This window comes from Streptomyces lincolnensis, from assembly GCF_001685355.1.
GTDB classification, from domain to species: domain Bacteria; phylum Actinomycetota; class Actinomycetes; order Streptomycetales; family Streptomycetaceae; genus Streptomyces; species Streptomyces lincolnensis.
The window spans coordinates 3,036,710-3,051,653 of record NZ_CP016438.1; the positions used below are offsets into that span (position 1 = coordinate 3,036,710).

Below are 14,944 nucleotides of genomic sequence, written 5' to 3' on the forward strand. Positions count from 1 at the left end.
CGGCCGGGCGTCTTTGCCCGGCGCCGGCGTGAACGTATCGCCGCCGCAAGGTTTACAGCAAGAGCCATGAAAGTAACGGAAAGAACTTTCACACGGTGCCCTGACATGCGTCTGGCGTCGGAGGCCCGCGACGGGCCTCCGACGCCAGACGGTCCGTCAGGCCGTGGTCCACCACACCGTGGTGTCCGACGGGACCTTCGCCTCGCCGTCCGCCTCGGTGATCTCGCCGCTGGTGAGGAGCACGCGGCCGTGGACCGGGGTCGTCACCGACTCACCGCTCGTGTTGGTCACGCAGACGAACTCGCCGCGGCGGAAGGCGAGGACGCCCTCGGGGGCACGGAGCCACTGCACCGAATCACCGGCGCCCAGGTCGGGCTGGGTACGGCGGACGGTGAGGGCGGTGCGGTACAGCTCCAGGGTGGAGTCGGGCACACCGCTCTGGGCCTCGACGGACAGCTCGCCCCAGCCCTCCGGCTGCGGCAGCCAGCTGCCCCCGCCGCCGAAGCCGTACGACGATCCCGTGCGCGTCCACGGGATCGGCACCCGGCAGCCGTCACGGAAGCCGTCCTGGCCGGCGCCGCGGAAGTAGGCCGGGTCCTGGCGGACCTCGTCGGGCAGGTCGACGACGTCGGGCAGGCCCAGTTCCTCGCCCTGGTAGATGTACGCCGATCCCGGCAGCGCCAGCATCAGCAGCGTGGCGGCGCGGGCGCGGCGCAGACCCAGGTCGCGGTCGCCCGCCGTGCGGATCTGGGTGCCGAGGCCGGGCGGGTTGGCGAAGCGCGTGGCGTGGCGGGTGACGTCGTGGTTGGACAGGACCCAGGTGGAGGGGGCGCCGACCGGGCGCATCGCCTCCAGGGTGCGGTCGATGACCGTCCGCAGTTCCCCGGCGTCCCACTCCGTGCTCAGGTACTGGAAGTTGAAGGCCTGGTGGAGCTCGTCCGGGCGGACGTAGTTCGCGGTGCGCTCGACCGTCGGCGTCCAGGCCTCGGCGACGAAGATGCGCTCACCGGGGTACTCGTCGAGGATCGTGCGCCACTGGCGGTAGATCTCGTGCACGCCGTCCTGGTCGAAGAACGGCATGACATCGTTGCCCAGCAGCTTCACCTGGTCGCTGCCGCCGATGTCGGGCAGACCCGCCGCCTTCACCAGTCCGTGGGCCACGTCGATACGGAAGCCGTCCACGCCCATGTCCAGCCAGAACCGCAGGATCGAGCGGAACTCGTCGCCGACGGCCGGGTGTTCCCAGTTGAAGTCGGGCTGTTCGGGGGCGAAGAGGTGGAGGTACCACTCGCCGTCCTCGACACGGGTCCACGCGGGCCCGCCGAAGATCGACTCCCAGTCGTTGGGCGGCAGTTCGCCGTTCTCGCCCTTGCCGGGCCGGAAGTGGTAGCGGTCCCGCAGCGGCGATCCGGGACCGTCCGCGACCGCCCGCCTGAACCACTCGTACTGGTCGGAGGAGTGGTTGGGCACCAGGTCGACGATGATCCGCAGGCCCAGCTCGCGGGCGTCGCGGAGCAGGGCGTCGGCGTCGAGGAGGTTGCCGAACATGGGGTCCACGGCCCGGTAGTCGGCCACGTCGTAGCCGGCGTCGGCCTGCGGGGACGCGTAGAAGGGGCTGAGCCACACGGCGTCCACGCCCAGGTCGCGCAGGTACGGCAGTCGGGAGCGGATGCCCTCCAGGTCGCCCATGCCGTCGCCGTTGCTGTCGGCGAAGCTGCGCGGATAGACCTGGTAGATCACCGCGTCCCGCCACCAGTCCCCGCGCGGGGCGGTGGCGAGGGGGGAGGTGGGTGCCGGGTCAACGGCGGAGTGCTGCTGGCTCATGGCGTCCTTGGTACGTAACGGAGTCATCGGGTCATCAGGTCAAAGGTAGGGGGGTGACGAGGCGGCCATGGTGACAGCGGGGTCGGATGGTCACCACGGCCGCCTCGGGTATCGGGGGGTGCGGGCGGGCCCTACCCCTTCGTGCCGCCCGCCGTCAGCCCGGTCACCAGGTTCTTCTGCACGAAGTAGAAGAACGCGGCGGCCGGTATCGCGATCAGCACGGCCGTCGCCGCCATCAGGTTCCGCTGTGCGTCGTGCTCGCTGACGAAGGTCTGAAGGCCGACGGCGAACGTGTACTTCGTGTCGGACAGCATGAACGTCGACGCGAACGCGACCTCGCCGAAGGCGGTGAGGAAGCTGTAGAAGGCGGCCACCGCCAGGCCGGGCCGGGCGAGCGGCAGGATCAGGCGGGCGAACGTGCCGAAGGGGTTCAGCCCGTCGACGCGTCCCGCCTCGTCGATCTCGAACGGGATGGTGTCGAAATAGCCCTTCATCAGCCAGGCGCAGTACGGGACGGTGGTCGTGCAGTACACCAGGATGAGGCCAAGGTAGGTGTCGATGAGCTGGAGGTCCGACAGGATCTGGTACATCGGCACCATGAGTACGGCCACCGGGAACATCTGCGTGACCAGTAGCACCCACATGAACTTCCGGTAGCCCGGGAAGCGCATCCGCGAGACCGCGTAGCCGGTGGTGGCGGAGATGACCACGCCGATGGCGGTGGTGCCGAGCACGACGACCAGCGTGGTCCGGAGCCAGTCGAAGAACTTCGTGTTCTCAAGGACGAACGTGTAGTTGTCGAACGTCATCTTTCCCCAGATGCCGCCGGGGTGCAGGTAGTCGTCCTTGTCCGGGCCGAGGGACAGATAGACCAGCCAGACGATCGGGAACAGCGCGACCAGGCTCGCGGCGATCAGGATGCCGTGGGAGGCGAGGCGGACGCCGGGGCCGCTCTCGCCGCGGCGCCGGGTCCTGCCGGGCGGGCCGGCCGGGGAGTTCCGCGCGCTCGTCGCGGCGGAGGTCTCGACTTCGGTCGTACTCATGGGAACTCCTGCCTCAGATCGCGAGCTGCTGGTCGTTGCGGTTCAGCCAGCGGCGGTAGAAGGAGGTGAAGACGATCAGGACGGCCAGCAGCAGGATGCCGTAGGCCGCCGACTGCGCGAAGTCGCGCGGCTGTTGTCCGAAGCCGAGGTAGTACGACCAGGTGACCAGGATCTGGGCGTCGGGGGCGGTGGTGCCGAACAGCAGGAAGATGATGGCGAACTGGTTGAAGGTCCAGATCACGCCGAGGAGTACGACGGTGGAGCTGACGCTCCTGAGGCCCGGCAGGGTGACGTGGCGGAAGCGCTGCCAGGCACTCGCGCCGTCCATCTCGGCGGCCTCGTACAGCGCGGAGTCGATGGACTGGAGGCCGCCGAGCAGCGACAGCATCATGAAGGGCACACCGCACCAGGTGTTGACCATGATCGCGGCGAACCGCTGCCAGAAGGTGTCCTCCAGCCACAGCGGTGTCGGCAGATGGAGGGTCTCCAGGAAGGAGTTGATGATGCCGCCGTCGGCGAGCATGAAGCGCCAGCCGAAGACGGTGACGAAGGTCGGCACGGCCCAGGGCAGGATCAGCACCATCCGGTAGAAGGTGCGGCCGCGCAGCTTCTGGTTGAGCAGGAGCGCGAGGCCGAGACCGATCGTGTAGTGCAGCGTGACGCAGAGCGCGGTCCACACGATCGTCCAGATGAAGTGCGACCAGAAGCGGTCGTACGCGGTGTCGCCCCAGAGGATGTCGGCGTAGTTGTCGAAGCCGATGAACTTGTAGGTGGCGTCGATGTGGTTGACGCCGATCGTGCGGGCCGAGTTGAGGCTGTTGGCGTCGGTGAGCGTGAGGTAAAAGCCGTACGCCAGGGGGTAGAGCACGAGGACGCCGAGGACGATCACCACCGGGGCGATCATCGCGTAGGCGTACCAGTGCTTCTGGTAGCCGCGCCTGAGGCGTTGGACCCGGCCGGGCTTCGGCGCACGGTCACCGCGGCGCCTGCCGGTCGCGCGGTCGATGGCGACTGTCATGGTTCGACACCTTCTGGAAGATCTTGGGCCTACACGGTCCGGGCACAGGCCGGTGGCCGTCGGATCCGTCCCCCCTTGTCACCTGGCGGATCCGACGGCCCACGCGGGGCTTACTTGCTGAAGTCCGGGACCAGCTTGGCGATCGCCGTCCTCGCCTTGCCGAGGCCCTCGTCCAGGGACTCCTTGCCGCCGGCGATCTGCGGCAGCTCGGTGTCCAGCGGGCCCCACAGGGAGCTGTACTCGGGCAGCGCGGGCCGCGGCTGGGCGGCGGGCAGGACGGTCTGGAAGCCGGCGATGCCCGGGTCGGCCTTGACCTCGGCGGTGTAGGCGTCGTCGCGGGTCGGCAGCGTGGAGTTCTTCAGGGCGATCTGCGTCTGGGACTTCGCGGAGGTCATGAAGTTCACGAACTTCAGGGCCGCCTTCTGGTGGGCGGGGTCCGAGCCGGCGTAGACCGAGAGGTTGTGGCCGCCGGTCGGGGCGCCCGCCGTGCCGGTGGAGCCGGCCGGGACGGTGGCGATGCCCAGGTTGTTCTTGTCCTTGAAGGCGGTGCCCTTGTAGAAGTTGGTGATCTCCCACGGGCCCTGGATGATCGAGGCGACCTTGCCGCTGACGAACGCCTCCTGGATGTGGGCGTAGGCGTCGGCGGTGGTGTCGGCCTTGTGCAGGCCCTTGCCGGAGAACAGGCTCAGCCAGGTGCCGTAGCCCTTCTTGGCTGCGGCCGAGTCGACGGTGACCTTCTTGGCCTCGGCGTCGACGGTGTCGGTGCCCTCGCCGTGGAGGAAGGTCTGCGCGTAGTAGGCCTGGGTGGAGCCCCAGTAGCCGTCGACGCCGGTCTTGTCCTTGACGGCGGCGGCGGCCTTCTTCAGGTCGTCCCAGGTCTTGGGGGCCTCGACGCCGGCCTTCTGGAAGAGGGCCTTGTTGTAGACGAGGGCGAGGGTGTCCGTGGTGAACGGGACGCCGTACGTCTTGCCCTCGTACTTGGCCTGCTCGATCAGGTTGGGCTGGAACCTGCTCTCGTCGGCGAGGGCCTCGGTGCCGTCCAGCGGCAGGAAGAAGCCCTTCTTCGCGAAGGCGGGGGTCCAGCCGACCTCGGAGCGCAGGATGTCCGGGGCGCCCTTGGAGCCGGCGGCGGTGTCGAACTTGTTCTGCGCCTGGTCGAAGGGGACGTTGACGTACTTGACCTTGACGTCCTTGTTGGCGGCCTCGAACTCCTTGATCAACGCCTGGTACGCCGGCGCCTCGTTCGTGGCGTTGGAGGTGTCCCACCAGGTGAGGGTGACCGGACCGTCGGCCGAGTCGCCGCTGTCGCTGGAGCCGCAGGCCGTCGCCGTGAGGGCGAGGGACGCCACCAGCGCGGTGGCCGCTATGCCACGCCGCATGAGTTCTCCTTGAGGGTGAAAGCCCGTGTGTGTGCAGGAGACGACCCCGTCTGCCGACCCTGCGACTTGCCGACTGCGCCGTTGCGGCCGCCGGGCGAGTGGGAACGTAACAGCGATGCAAAGCGCCGCGAAAGGCCTTGCAGCAAAATATTGCAAGACAGCCCGAGAGTTATGCCGCCGTGACCTGCCCGCGACCGCCCCGGAGCCCGGTCCCACCTGGGCCGAGCAGGGATTGGGGGGTCTGTGCAAGACTCTGCAAGCTCTTGCCATCGGACCGAGGCAGGGGAATCATCCCCTTGCGGGACAAGGGGCGCCGACCAGAAGAGGGACCGCGATGACGATACGGCCGGTACAGTCCGGTGCCGTGACCACACGGCTTGCCGACATCGCCGCCCAGGCGGGGGTGAGCGAAGCGACCGTCAGCCGCGTCCTCAACGGGAAGCCGGGCGTCGCCGCCACCACCCGGCAGTCCGTGCTGGCCGCCCTCGACGTGCTGGGCTACGAGCGCCCGGTCCGGCTGCGGCAGCGCAGCGAGGGCCTGGTGGGGCTGATCACCCCGGAGCTGGAGAACCCCATCTTCCCGGCCCTGGCCCAGGTCATCGGCCAGGCGCTGACCCGGCAGGGCTACACCCCGGTGCTGGCCACCCAGACCCCCGGCGGCTCCACCGAGGACGAGCTCACCGAGATGCTCGTCGACCGGGGCGTGGCCGGCATCATCTTCGTCTCCGGGCTGCACGCGGACACCTCCGCCGACATGCAGCGCTACGAGCAACTGCGCGCCCAGGGCGTGCCGTTCGTGCTCGTGGACGGCTTCTCGCCGAAGGTGCAGGCGCCGTTCATCTCCCCCGACGACCGGGCGGCGATGACCCTCGCGGTCACGCACCTGGTGTCGCTGGGCCACACCCGGATCGGGCTGGCGCTGGGACCCAAGCGGTTCGTCCCCGTGCAGCGCAAGATCGAGGGCTTCGTGCGCACCATGCAGGACCAGCTGGGGCTGGCCGCGGCCGCCGTCGAGTCGGAGTTCGTCCAGCACTCCCTGTACACCCTGGAGGGCGGCCAGGCGGCCGCCACCGCCCTCATGGACCGCTCCTGCACGGCCGTGGTGTGCGCCAGCGACATGATGGCCCTGGGCGCGATACGCGCGGCCCGGCAGCGGGGCCTGGACGTGCCCCGGGACGTCTCGGTCGTCGGCTTCGACGACTCCCCGCTGATCGCCTTCACCGATCCCCCGCTGACGACCGTCCGCAAGCCCGTCCCGGCCATGGGGCAGGCGGCGGTCCGTACGCTCCTGGAGGAGATCGGCGGGACTCCGGCACCCCACAGCGAGTTCGTGTTCATGCCGGAGCTGGTGGTGCGCGGATCGACCGCTTCGGCGCCCGGGGAACGCTCGCGTCCGTGACGTCCGCGGGCCCTCCTGCGCTGGGTGGAGGAGAATGGTCTTCGCCCTGCGCCGGTAGTAGTTTTCGGGGGTCCGCCGGGCGTAGAACGTGCGGGTCGAACCCGACCGGGGGATGATCGGTGCGAAAGGGCTTTTCTGGCAGACTCTGTGCCTATGGGTGACACGACCGTGACGACGCAGAGCGGCCGCGCAGAAGCCGTTCCTGACCCTGTCGTGGCCCCCGCGGCGGAGGCGGAACGGGGGTTCTGGCGCCGGCTGCGCACCCCCCGTCGGCCTCGGCTCTGGTTCGAGATCCTTCTGATCGCGGTGAGTTACTGGACGTACTCACTGATCCGCAACGCGGTCCCGGAGCAGCGGGCCGAGGCGCTGCGCAACGCCGACTGGATCTGGCAGGCCGAACACCATCTGGGCATCGCCGTGGAGCAGTCCGTCAACCACGCGGTCAACTCGGTGACTTGGCTCATCGTCGGCATGAACTACTACTACGCGACCCTGCACTTCATCGTGACGCTGGGCGTGCTGGTCTGGCTCTACCGCCGCCATCCCGGACGCTACGCGGCGACCCGTCTGGTGCTCTTCGCGACCACGGGGGTCGCCCTGGTCGGTTACTACCTGTATCCGCTCGCCCCGCCCCGCCTGATGAACGGCGGCCACTTCGTCGACACCGTCATGGTCCACCAGACGTGGGGCTCGATGGCCTCCGGCGACCTGAAGAACATGTCGAACCAGTACGCGGCCATGCCGTCGATGCACATCGGCTGGTCCCTGTGGAGCGGGCTGACGATCTTCGCGCTGGCGTCGGTGCCGTGGGTGCGGGTGCTGGGGCTGCTGTACCCGGCGGCCACCCTGGTGGTGATCGTCGCCACCGCCAACCACTTCTGGCTGGACGCGGTGGGCGGCATGCTCTGCCTGGCCTTCGGCTTCACGGTGGCCCGCGTCTGGTACGGCGCGTTCCCGCACGCGCTGCCGCGGCTGGTACCGGTTGCCGTGGGCAGGCGCCGTCCCGGGTGACCGACGGTGTGGTTGCCGTGGGGTGAGCTGTGCGGGTTTCGCCTTCTGGGGTGCCTTGTTCGGTCGTAGGGCGGCTGCGGGTGTGTGGGGGCTGGTCGCGCAGTTCCCCGCGCCCCTAGGTAGGGAAAGCCGCCGTTGGACATGAGGCACCGTCCGGAGTTGGCGCCCTGGCCGCCCACGGCGGTGAGGGGACGGGGCGGGGGGTGTCCGCCCGCAGCGGCCGGCGTCCAACACGCAGCACCTCTTGGAGACACAGCACCGCCGGACCGAGGACGGAGACCCCCCGCCCCGGCCCCGACCCACCACACGACAGTGGGCGCTACAGAAACCCCCACCGAAGCCGCACAGCGCGCCGCGAGGCACCCCTACCCGTACTCATCCGCCGTAGAACAGGTCGTCCACCACGGCCCGGGCGCGGCGGGCCGTGCGGCGGTAGTCGTCGAGCATGTCGCCGACGTGGCCGGGGCCGTAGCCGAGGTATCGGCCCACCGCGGCCAGTTCGCGGGCGCCGGAGGGGAAGGTGTCGCCGGCCCTCCCCCGCACCAGCATCACCGCGTTGCGGACGCGGGTGGCGAGCACCCATGCCTCGTCGAGGATGCCGGCGTTCTCCTCGGAGAGGAGGCCGGCAGTGCGGGCGGCGGTGAGGGCGGCGCGGGTGCGGGTGGTGCGCAGCCCGGCCACCTCCGCGCCGTGCCGCAACTGGAGCAGCTGCACGGTCCACTCGACGTCGGACAGGCCGCCGGGCCCGAGCTTGGTGTGCAGCTTGGGGTCGGCGCCGCGCGGCATCCGCTCGGACTCCATCCGGGCCTTCAGGCGCCGGATCTCCCGGACGGCGTCGTCGCCGAGTCCGGCTGTCGGATAGCGGAGCGGGTCGACGAGCTCGACGAACCGGCGGCCCAGCTCCTCGTCCCCGGCGACGGGTTCGGCCCGTAGCAGCGCCTGCGCCTCCCAGCCCAGGGACCACCGGCGGTAGTAGGCCTCGTACGACTTCAACGACCGCACCAGCGGCCCGGACTTGCCCTCCGGGCGCAGGTCGGCGTCGATGAGCAGCGGCGGGTCTGCGCTCGGGATCTGGAGCAGGCGGCGCATCTCGGAGACGACCTTGTTGGCCGCGTCGGAGGCCTCGCGCTCCTCGACGCCGTCCCGCGGCTCGTGCACGAACAGGACGTCGGCGTCGGAGCCGTAGCCCAGCTCGTGGCCGCCGAAGCGGCCCATGCCGATGACCGCGAACCGGGTGGGCAGGGTGTCCCCCCAGCCCTCCCGGACGACCGCGCGCAGGGCGCCCGCGAGCGTGGCCGACGTCAGGTCGGACACCGCGCCGCCGACCAGGTCCACCAGGGCGCCCTGGTCGGCCTCGACGGGCTGGGCCTCGGTGCCGTAGGAGCCGACGATGTCCGCGGCGGCCGTACGGAACAGCTCGCGGCGGCGGACCCCGCGGGCGGCCGTGACCGCCTGGACGGCGCCGTCCGCGCGGCCGACCGCGGCGAGGATCTCCTGCTCCAGATGGGCCCGGGAGCGGGTTTCCAGGCCGCCGCCGTCGCCGTCGCCGAGCAGGGCCACCGCCTCGGGGGCGCGCATCAGCAGATCGGGGGCGAGCCGTCCGGCGGACAGCACCCGGGCGAGGTTCTCGGCGGCGGCGCCCTCGTCCCGCAGCAGCCGCAGATACCAGGGCGTCTTGCCCAACGCGTCCGACACCTTGCGGAAGTTGAGCAGCCCGGCGTCCGGGTCGGCGGAGTCGGCGAACCAGCCCAGCAGCACCGGAAGGAGGGTGCGCTGGATGGCGGCCTTGCGGGAGACGCCGGAGGCCAGCGCCTCCAGGTGCCTGAGGGCCGAGGCGGGGTCCGCGTACCCGAGCGCGACCAGCCGTTCCCGAGCTGCCTCGGCGCTCAACCTGGCTTCGCCGGGGGCGAGTTGGGCGACCGCGTCGAGCAGCGGCCGGTAGAAGAGCTTCTCGTGGAGCCGGCGTACGGCACCGGTGTGCCGCTTCCACTCGCGGGTCAGCTCGGCGACCGGGTCGGCACGCAGCCCGAGCGAGCGGCCGAGGCGGCGCAGATCGGCCTCGTCCTCGGGGACGAGGTGGGTGCGGCGCAGCCGGTAGAGCTGGATGCGGTGCTCCATGGAGCGCAGGAAGCGGTAGGCGTCGTCGAGCTGGACGGCGTCACCGCGGCCCACGTAGCCGCCGGCGGCCAGGGCCTGGAGAGCGTCCAGGGTGGTGCCGCTGCGCAGGGAGGCGTCGGACCGGCCGTGCACCAACTGAAGGAGCTGGACGGCGAATTCGACGTCCCTGAGGCCACCGGGCCCGAGCTTCAGCTCGCGCTCGATCTCCGTGACCGGGATGTTCTCCACCACCCGGCGGCGCATCTTCTGCACGTCGGGGACGAAGTTCTCGCGCTCGGCGGCCTTCCAGACCAGGGGTTCGAGCGCGGCGATGTAGTCCTCGCCGAGCTCGGCGTCGCCGGCCACCGGGCGGGCCTTGAGCAGCGCCTGGAACTCCCAGGTCTTGGCCCAGCGCTGGTAGTAGGCGAGATGGCTGGAGAGCGTGCGCACCAGCGGGCCGTTCCTGCCCTCGGGGCGCAGGTTGGCGTCGACCGGCCAGATGGAGCCCTCGACGGTGGTCTCGGAGCAGATCCGCATCATGTGCGAGGCGAGCTTGGTGGCCGCCCGGACCGCCTTGCCCTCGTCGGCGCCGTCGACGGCCTCGCCGACGAAGATGACGTCGACGTCGGAGACGTAGTTGAGCTCGTGGCCGCCGCACTTGCCCATCGCGATCACCGCGAGCCGGCACACTGCGGCGTCGTCGGGCGCGGCGGCCCGCGCGATGGCGAGGGCGGCGCGCAGGGTCGCGGTGGCGAGGTCGGCGAGCTCGGCGGCGGTCTGGGCGAGGTCGGTCGTACCGCACACGTCACGGGCGGCGATGGACAGCAGACAGCGGCGGTAGGCGACGCGTAGCGAGACCGGGTCGGTGGCCTCGGCGAGGCCCCGCTCGAACTCCTCCACCCCGGGGTGCAGGTCGCGCGGCTCGTACATGACCAGCGCGTGCCAGTCGCCGGGATGCCGGGCGAGGTGGTCGGCGAGCGCGGCGGAGGCCCCCAGCACCCCCAGCAGCCGGTCGCGCAGCGGCTTGGCCGCTATCACCGTGTCCAGCAGCTCACGGTCGCCCTGCGCCTCCAGGAGCCGTACGAGACCATGGAGCGCGAGGTCGGGATCGGCGGTCGCGCCGAGAGCCTCCAGCAGCACCGGGTCATTGCGTACGGCGGACAGTTCCGCACTGTCCAGGAGCCGCTCGGCGGCCGAGGGATCGGTGAAGCCGTGCCGCAGCAGTCGTGTGAAGGTACTGCTCCTGCGCCCCGGCGCCGTCATCCCCGGCCTCCCGTCCGATCAAGGTCGTACCGGCCCGAGCCTAACCGCACAGCCTGTCGGAAGCGCCGGGGAGTGCGGCGATGAGTTCGCGCAGCGGGGTACGCCCTGTAGTGAGGGCTACGTCTGGAGGACGACGATGACCGACAACGCACCCGAGACCCTGCTCGACCCGCGCTACAGCGACGAAACGGCCGTGCCCATCCCCTGGGCCGACGCCGAGGCGCTGCTCGCGGCGGCCGAACTGTTCTGGATCTCGACGGTACGGCCGGACGGGCGGCCGCACGTGACCCCGCTGCCCGCGGTCTGGGCCCACGGCGCGCTGCACTTCTGCACCGGGCCGGTGGAGCGCAAGGCGAAGAACCTCGCGCACAACCCGCACGTCGTGCTGACCACCGGCACCAACATCTGGGACAAGGGCTACGACCTGGTGGTGGAGGGAGAGGCGGTACGTGTCTCGGACGACGGCAGGCTGCGCGAACTGGCCGCCGCGTGGGAGACGAAGTACGGAGAATTCTGGCGCTTCGAGGTACGGGAGGGGTATTTCCACCACGGGGCGGGTCATGCTGTCGTCTTCGCGGTGGCGCCGAGCACCGTTTTCGGCTTCGGTAAGGGGGAGCCGTTCAGCCAGACGCGGTGGCGGTTCTGAGGGCTGCCGCGGCGATGGCTGCCGTACCGGCTCGTGCTCGTGCTCGTGTGGACTATCGCTCGTACCGACACTGACGTCGACGAAGGGGTCACGCCATGGACTTCACGCTCGAAGTGATACCGCTGCCCGTCAGCGACATCGACCGGGCCCGGGACTTCTACCGGGACAAGGTCGGTTTCCACGTGGACATCGACCAGGAGGTCATGCCGGGGATGCGGATCGTCCAGCTGACACCTCCGGGCTCCGGCTGCTCGCTCGCCCTCGGGGACGGCATCTGGGAGATGTCCCCGGGCGAGAAGCCGCGGCCCGGCTCCTACCAGGGCCTCCAGCTCTGCGTCTCCGACATCAAGGCCGCCCACGCCGAACTGGTCGAGCGCGGCCTCGACGTCTCCGAGCCGGTGCAGTACACACCCGACGACGGCGCCACCTTCATGTACTTCAAGGACCCCGACGGCAACGGCTGGTCCATCCAGGAGTACCGCCGCCGGGTGACGGAGCCGCTGCACAAGGTGCTGGCGGATCTGGCGGCACGGGGGCAGTAGCGACGACCCGGAGGGAGAACGCTGTGAACCAGCTGGCCAGGGGGACCGTGGCGACCCGGCTGCCCGCCCGGGATCTGGAGCGGGCCCGGCGCTTCTACTCCGAGGCGCTGGGTCTCGACCCCGTGGACGAGCGGCCGGGGGGCCTGCTGTACCGGTGCGGCGGCACGGAATTCGCCCTGTTCGCCTCGACCGGGGCCTCGCCCGGCACCTTCACGCAGATGGGGTGGGTGGTCGAGGACCTGGACGAGATCATGGCGGAGCTGCGGGCACGGGGGGTGGTGTTCGAGGAGGTCGACGTCCCCGGCCTGCGCACGAAGGACGGCGTCGCGGAGGTGGCGGGCCACTACCCGAGCAAGAGCTTCCGCGGCGAACGCGGCGCGTGGTTCCGCGACAGCGAGGGCAACCTGCTGGGCATCGGCCAGCCGATCTCCTGAACACCTTGCCGCGAGGGCGGCGGGTCAGACGCTGCCGCTCTGCGCGTACCGGCAGCCTTCCAATCGCCGATGCCACCACCCGTCGGTGCCCCTTGGCCGACGGGTGTGGGCGAGCGGGTCCGGCAGCGTACGGGCGAGGTAACCGCGGTCCAGGCCCGCCACCACCCGTCCCAGTTCCGCCCGGGCCCGCGGCGGCAGCTCTTTCAGGGCCCCGTCGAGCACGTCCCGGGCGTGCCGGACGTCCCGCAGCGAGCAGCCCCGGCAGTCGCAGTCGTCCAGATACGGATACCGCGGCCGGCGCCCCGGCGGCTTCAGGAAGCCCCGGTACCGGCGCAGGGCGTACGCGATGGCGCCGGGGAAGACGTAGTAGTCGTCCGACAGTGCCTCGTACCGGTGCACAGCGAGACTGGTGGACGCCGACAGTCCGTGGATGCGGTCCGGGGCCGGGATGTCCCACCGGCGCGGCCGATACGACGACGAACGAGAAGCGGCGCGCAACGCGCCGGGCCGCTTACGCGGCATGGGCCTTTCGGTGGGCGGTCATACCGATCATCATGCCGCACACCTCACCCGGACGGGAGAGGAGCCCACGCACACGCACCGTGGGCTCCCTTTCCCGGACCGCTGTCCGGCCCTACAGCACCGGCAGGTTCTTCCGCAGCTCGAACGCCGTCACCTCGGAGCGGTACTCCTCCCACTCCTGGCGCTTGTTGCGGAGGAAGAAGTCGAAGACGTGCTCGCCGAGGGTTTCGGCGACGAGGTCGCTGCGTTCCATGAGGGTGAGGGCCTCGCCGAGGTTCTGGGGCAGGGGCTCGATGCCCATGGCGCGGCGCTCGGCGTCGGAGAGGGCCCAGACGTCGTCCTCGGCGCCCGGGGGAAGCTCGTAGCCCTCCTCGATGCCCTTGAGGCCGGCGGCCAGGAGCATGGCGTAGGCGAGGTAGGGGTTGGCGCCGGAGTCGAGGGAGCGGACCTCGATGCGGGCCGAGCCGGTCTTGCCGGGCTTGTACATCGGGACGCGGACGAGCGCGGAGCGGTTGTTGTGGCCCCAGCAGATGTACGAGGGGGCCTCGCCGCCGGCGCCGGCGGTGCGCTCGGAGCCGCCCCAGATGCGCTTGTAGGAGTTGACCCACTGGTTGGTGACGGCGGCGATCTCCGCGGCGTGCTTGAGCAGGCCCGCGATGAAGGAGCGGCCGACCTTGGAGAGCTGGTACTCGGCGCCGGACTCGTAGAAGGCGTTGCGGTCGCCCTCGAAGAGGGAGAGGTGGGTGTGCATGCCCGAGCCGGGGTGCTCCGAGAACGGCTTCGGCATGAACGTCGCCTGGACGCCCTGCTCCAGCGCCACCTGCTTCATGACCAGGCGGAAGGTCATGATGTTGTCGGCCGTGGAGAGCGCGTCGGCGTAGCGCAGGTCGATCTCCTGCTGGCCGGGGGCGCCCTCGTGGTGGGAGAACTCGACCGAGATGCCCATCGACTCCAGCATGGTGATCGCCTGGCGGCGGAAGTCCATGCCGATGTTCTGGGGGGTGTGGTCGAAGTAGCCGGAGTTGTCGGCCGGGGTGGGCCGGGAGCCGTCGGTCGGCTTGTTCTTCAGCAGGAAGAACTCGATCTCCGGGTGAGTGTAGAAGGTGAAGCCCAGGTCGGAGGTGCGGGCCAGGGCCCGCTTGAGCACGTACCGCGGGTCGGCGAAGGACGGGGAGCCGTCCGGCATGAGGATGTCGCAGAACATGCGGGCGGTGCCGGGGGCCTCGGCGCGCCAGGGCAGGATCTGGAAGGTCGAGGGGTCCGGCTTGGCGATCATGTCGGACTCGTAGACCCGGGCGAAGCCCTCGATCGCGGAGCCGTCGAAACCGATGCCCTCATCGAAGGCCTGTTCGAGTTCCGCCGGGGCCACGGCGACGGACTTGAGGAAGCCCAGCACGTCCGTGAACCACAGGCGTACGAACCGGATGTCGCGCTCCTCCAACGTCCGGAGCACGAACTCCTGCTGCTTGTCCATCTTGCGCTTCCCCATCCTTGCTGGTCAGGCCGCCTGTCTCTCTGTCCCGCAGGAGGCGGTCGGGCACTCGGGCATCACACCACAACACCATTTCGAACGCGTTGCGCACCATGATCGACCGGTCGACCTCGGAGTGAACGCCTCGCCACCGTCGGGTGTACTGCTCTGCCGCCCATCTTGCCTGCTCGGACCGACATCCGTAATGCCGGGAGCCCCCGGACCTGGTCGGAGCGCTCCCCGCAGGGCCGGAGCGCCGCGCGCGGGCGGCTGCCGGACCCCGATCTTCGGCCAT

At 70.4% G+C, this 14,944-nt stretch carries 12 protein-coding genes; 5 read left to right on the forward strand and 7 right to left on the reverse strand.

The window, feature by feature from the left end:
* Window positions 1-156: 156 nt before the first annotated feature.
* The 4 genes from SLINC_RS13450 to SLINC_RS13465 form a co-directional block, all read right to left on the reverse strand.
* On the reverse strand, window positions 157-1,824 hold the full coding sequence (locus tag SLINC_RS13450; protein ID WP_067431375.1) for a glycoside hydrolase family 13 protein: 1,668 nt from the start codon (window positions 1,822-1,824) through the stop codon (window positions 157-159).
* A gap of 131 nt (window positions 1,825-1,955) precedes the next feature.
* Window positions 1,956-2,867, reverse strand: a complete 912-nt coding sequence (locus tag SLINC_RS13455) for a sugar ABC transporter permease (protein ID WP_067431378.1) — start codon at window positions 2,865-2,867, stop codon at window positions 1,956-1,958.
* A 13-nt stretch (window positions 2,868-2,880) separates the two neighbouring features.
* Window positions 2,881-3,885 (reverse strand): carbohydrate ABC transporter permease, encoded by a 1,005-nt coding sequence (locus SLINC_RS13460; RefSeq protein ID WP_067431381.1) that lies wholly within the window; start codon window positions 3,883-3,885, stop codon window positions 2,881-2,883.
* 110 nt (window positions 3,886-3,995) lie between these two features.
* Window positions 3,996-5,264: an extracellular solute-binding protein gene (locus SLINC_RS13465; protein ID WP_067431384.1), complete on the reverse strand. Its 1,269-nt coding sequence runs from the start codon at window positions 5,262-5,264 to the stop codon at window positions 3,996-3,998.
* A gap of 364 nt (window positions 5,265-5,628) precedes the next feature.
* On the opposite strand from SLINC_RS13465, the gene SLINC_RS13470 reads away from it, so the two are divergent.
* Window positions 5,629-6,663, forward strand: a complete 1,035-nt coding sequence (locus SLINC_RS13470; RefSeq protein ID WP_067445298.1) for a LacI family DNA-binding transcriptional regulator — start codon at window positions 5,629-5,631, stop codon at window positions 6,661-6,663.
* A 153-nt stretch (window positions 6,664-6,816) separates the two neighbouring features.
* Entirely contained in the window at window positions 6,817-7,674 is an 858-nt protein-coding gene (locus SLINC_RS13475; protein WP_067431388.1) for a phosphatase PAP2 family protein, read from the forward strand.
* 375 nt (window positions 7,675-8,049) lie between these two features.
* Here SLINC_RS13475 and SLINC_RS13480 read toward each other — a convergent pair whose 3' ends face one another.
* Complete coding sequence (locus tag SLINC_RS13480; protein ID WP_067431391.1) at window positions 8,050-11,034, reverse strand: bifunctional [glutamine synthetase] adenylyltransferase/[glutamine synthetase]-adenylyl-L-tyrosine phosphorylase; 2,985 nt, start codon at window positions 11,032-11,034, stop codon at window positions 8,050-8,052.
* A 136-nt stretch (window positions 11,035-11,170) separates the two neighbouring features.
* On the opposite strand from SLINC_RS13480, the gene SLINC_RS13485 reads away from it, so the two are divergent.
* From SLINC_RS13485 to SLINC_RS13495, 3 genes are all read left to right on the forward strand, one after another.
* Window positions 11,171-11,680, forward strand: a complete 510-nt coding sequence (locus SLINC_RS13485) for a pyridoxamine 5'-phosphate oxidase family protein (RefSeq protein WP_067431393.1) — start codon at window positions 11,171-11,173, stop codon at window positions 11,678-11,680.
* A gap of 95 nt (window positions 11,681-11,775) precedes the next feature.
* Window positions 11,776-12,222, forward strand: coding sequence for a VOC family protein (locus SLINC_RS13490; protein ID WP_067431395.1), 447 nt, complete (start codon window positions 11,776-11,778; stop codon window positions 12,220-12,222).
* Between the two features lie 23 nt (window positions 12,223-12,245).
* Entirely contained in the window at window positions 12,246-12,656 is a 411-nt protein-coding gene (locus tag SLINC_RS13495; RefSeq protein WP_225988419.1) for a VOC family protein, read from the forward strand.
* Between the two features lie 24 nt (window positions 12,657-12,680).
* Here SLINC_RS13495 and SLINC_RS13500 read toward each other — a convergent pair whose 3' ends face one another.
* On the reverse strand, window positions 12,681-13,178 hold the full coding sequence (locus tag SLINC_RS13500; RefSeq protein WP_067431397.1) for a hypothetical protein: 498 nt from the start codon (window positions 13,176-13,178) through the stop codon (window positions 12,681-12,683).
* 112 nt (window positions 13,179-13,290) lie between these two features.
* Window positions 13,291-14,652, reverse strand: coding sequence for a glutamine synthetase family protein (locus SLINC_RS13505; RefSeq protein ID WP_067431400.1), 1,362 nt, complete (start codon window positions 14,650-14,652; stop codon window positions 13,291-13,293).
* Window positions 14,653-14,944: the final 292 nt, after the last annotated feature.

Coding starts and splice junctions, on each gene's coding strand:
- SLINC_RS13455 (WP_067431378.1), bottom strand. CDS start 2,867: ATGAGTACGACCGAAGTCGAGACCTCCGCCGCGACGAGCGCGCGGAAC.
- SLINC_RS13500 (WP_067431397.1), bottom strand. CDS start 13,178: ATGCCGCGTAAGCGGCCCGGCGCGTTGCGCGCCGCTTCTCGTTCGTCG.
- SLINC_RS13450 (WP_067431375.1), bottom strand. CDS start 1,824: ATGAGCCAGCAGCACTCCGCCGTTGACCCGGCACCCACCTCCCCCCTC.
- SLINC_RS13475 (WP_067431388.1), top strand. CDS start 6,817: ATGGGTGACACGACCGTGACGACGCAGAGCGGCCGCGCAGAAGCCGTT.
- SLINC_RS13465 (WP_067431384.1), bottom strand. CDS start 5,264: ATGCGGCGTGGCATAGCGGCCACCGCGCTGGTGGCGTCCCTCGCCCTC.
- SLINC_RS13485 (WP_067431393.1), top strand. CDS start 11,171: ATGACCGACAACGCACCCGAGACCCTGCTCGACCCGCGCTACAGCGAC.
- SLINC_RS13505 (WP_067431400.1), bottom strand. CDS start 14,652: ATGGACAAGCAGCAGGAGTTCGTGCTCCGGACGTTGGAGGAGCGCGAC.
- SLINC_RS13480 (WP_067431391.1), bottom strand. CDS start 11,034: ATGACGGCGCCGGGGCGCAGGAGCAGTACCTTCACACGACTGCTGCGG.
- SLINC_RS13460 (WP_067431381.1), bottom strand. CDS start 3,885: ATGACAGTCGCCATCGACCGCGCGACCGGCAGGCGCCGCGGTGACCGT.
- SLINC_RS13490 (WP_067431395.1), top strand. CDS start 11,776: ATGGACTTCACGCTCGAAGTGATACCGCTGCCCGTCAGCGACATCGAC.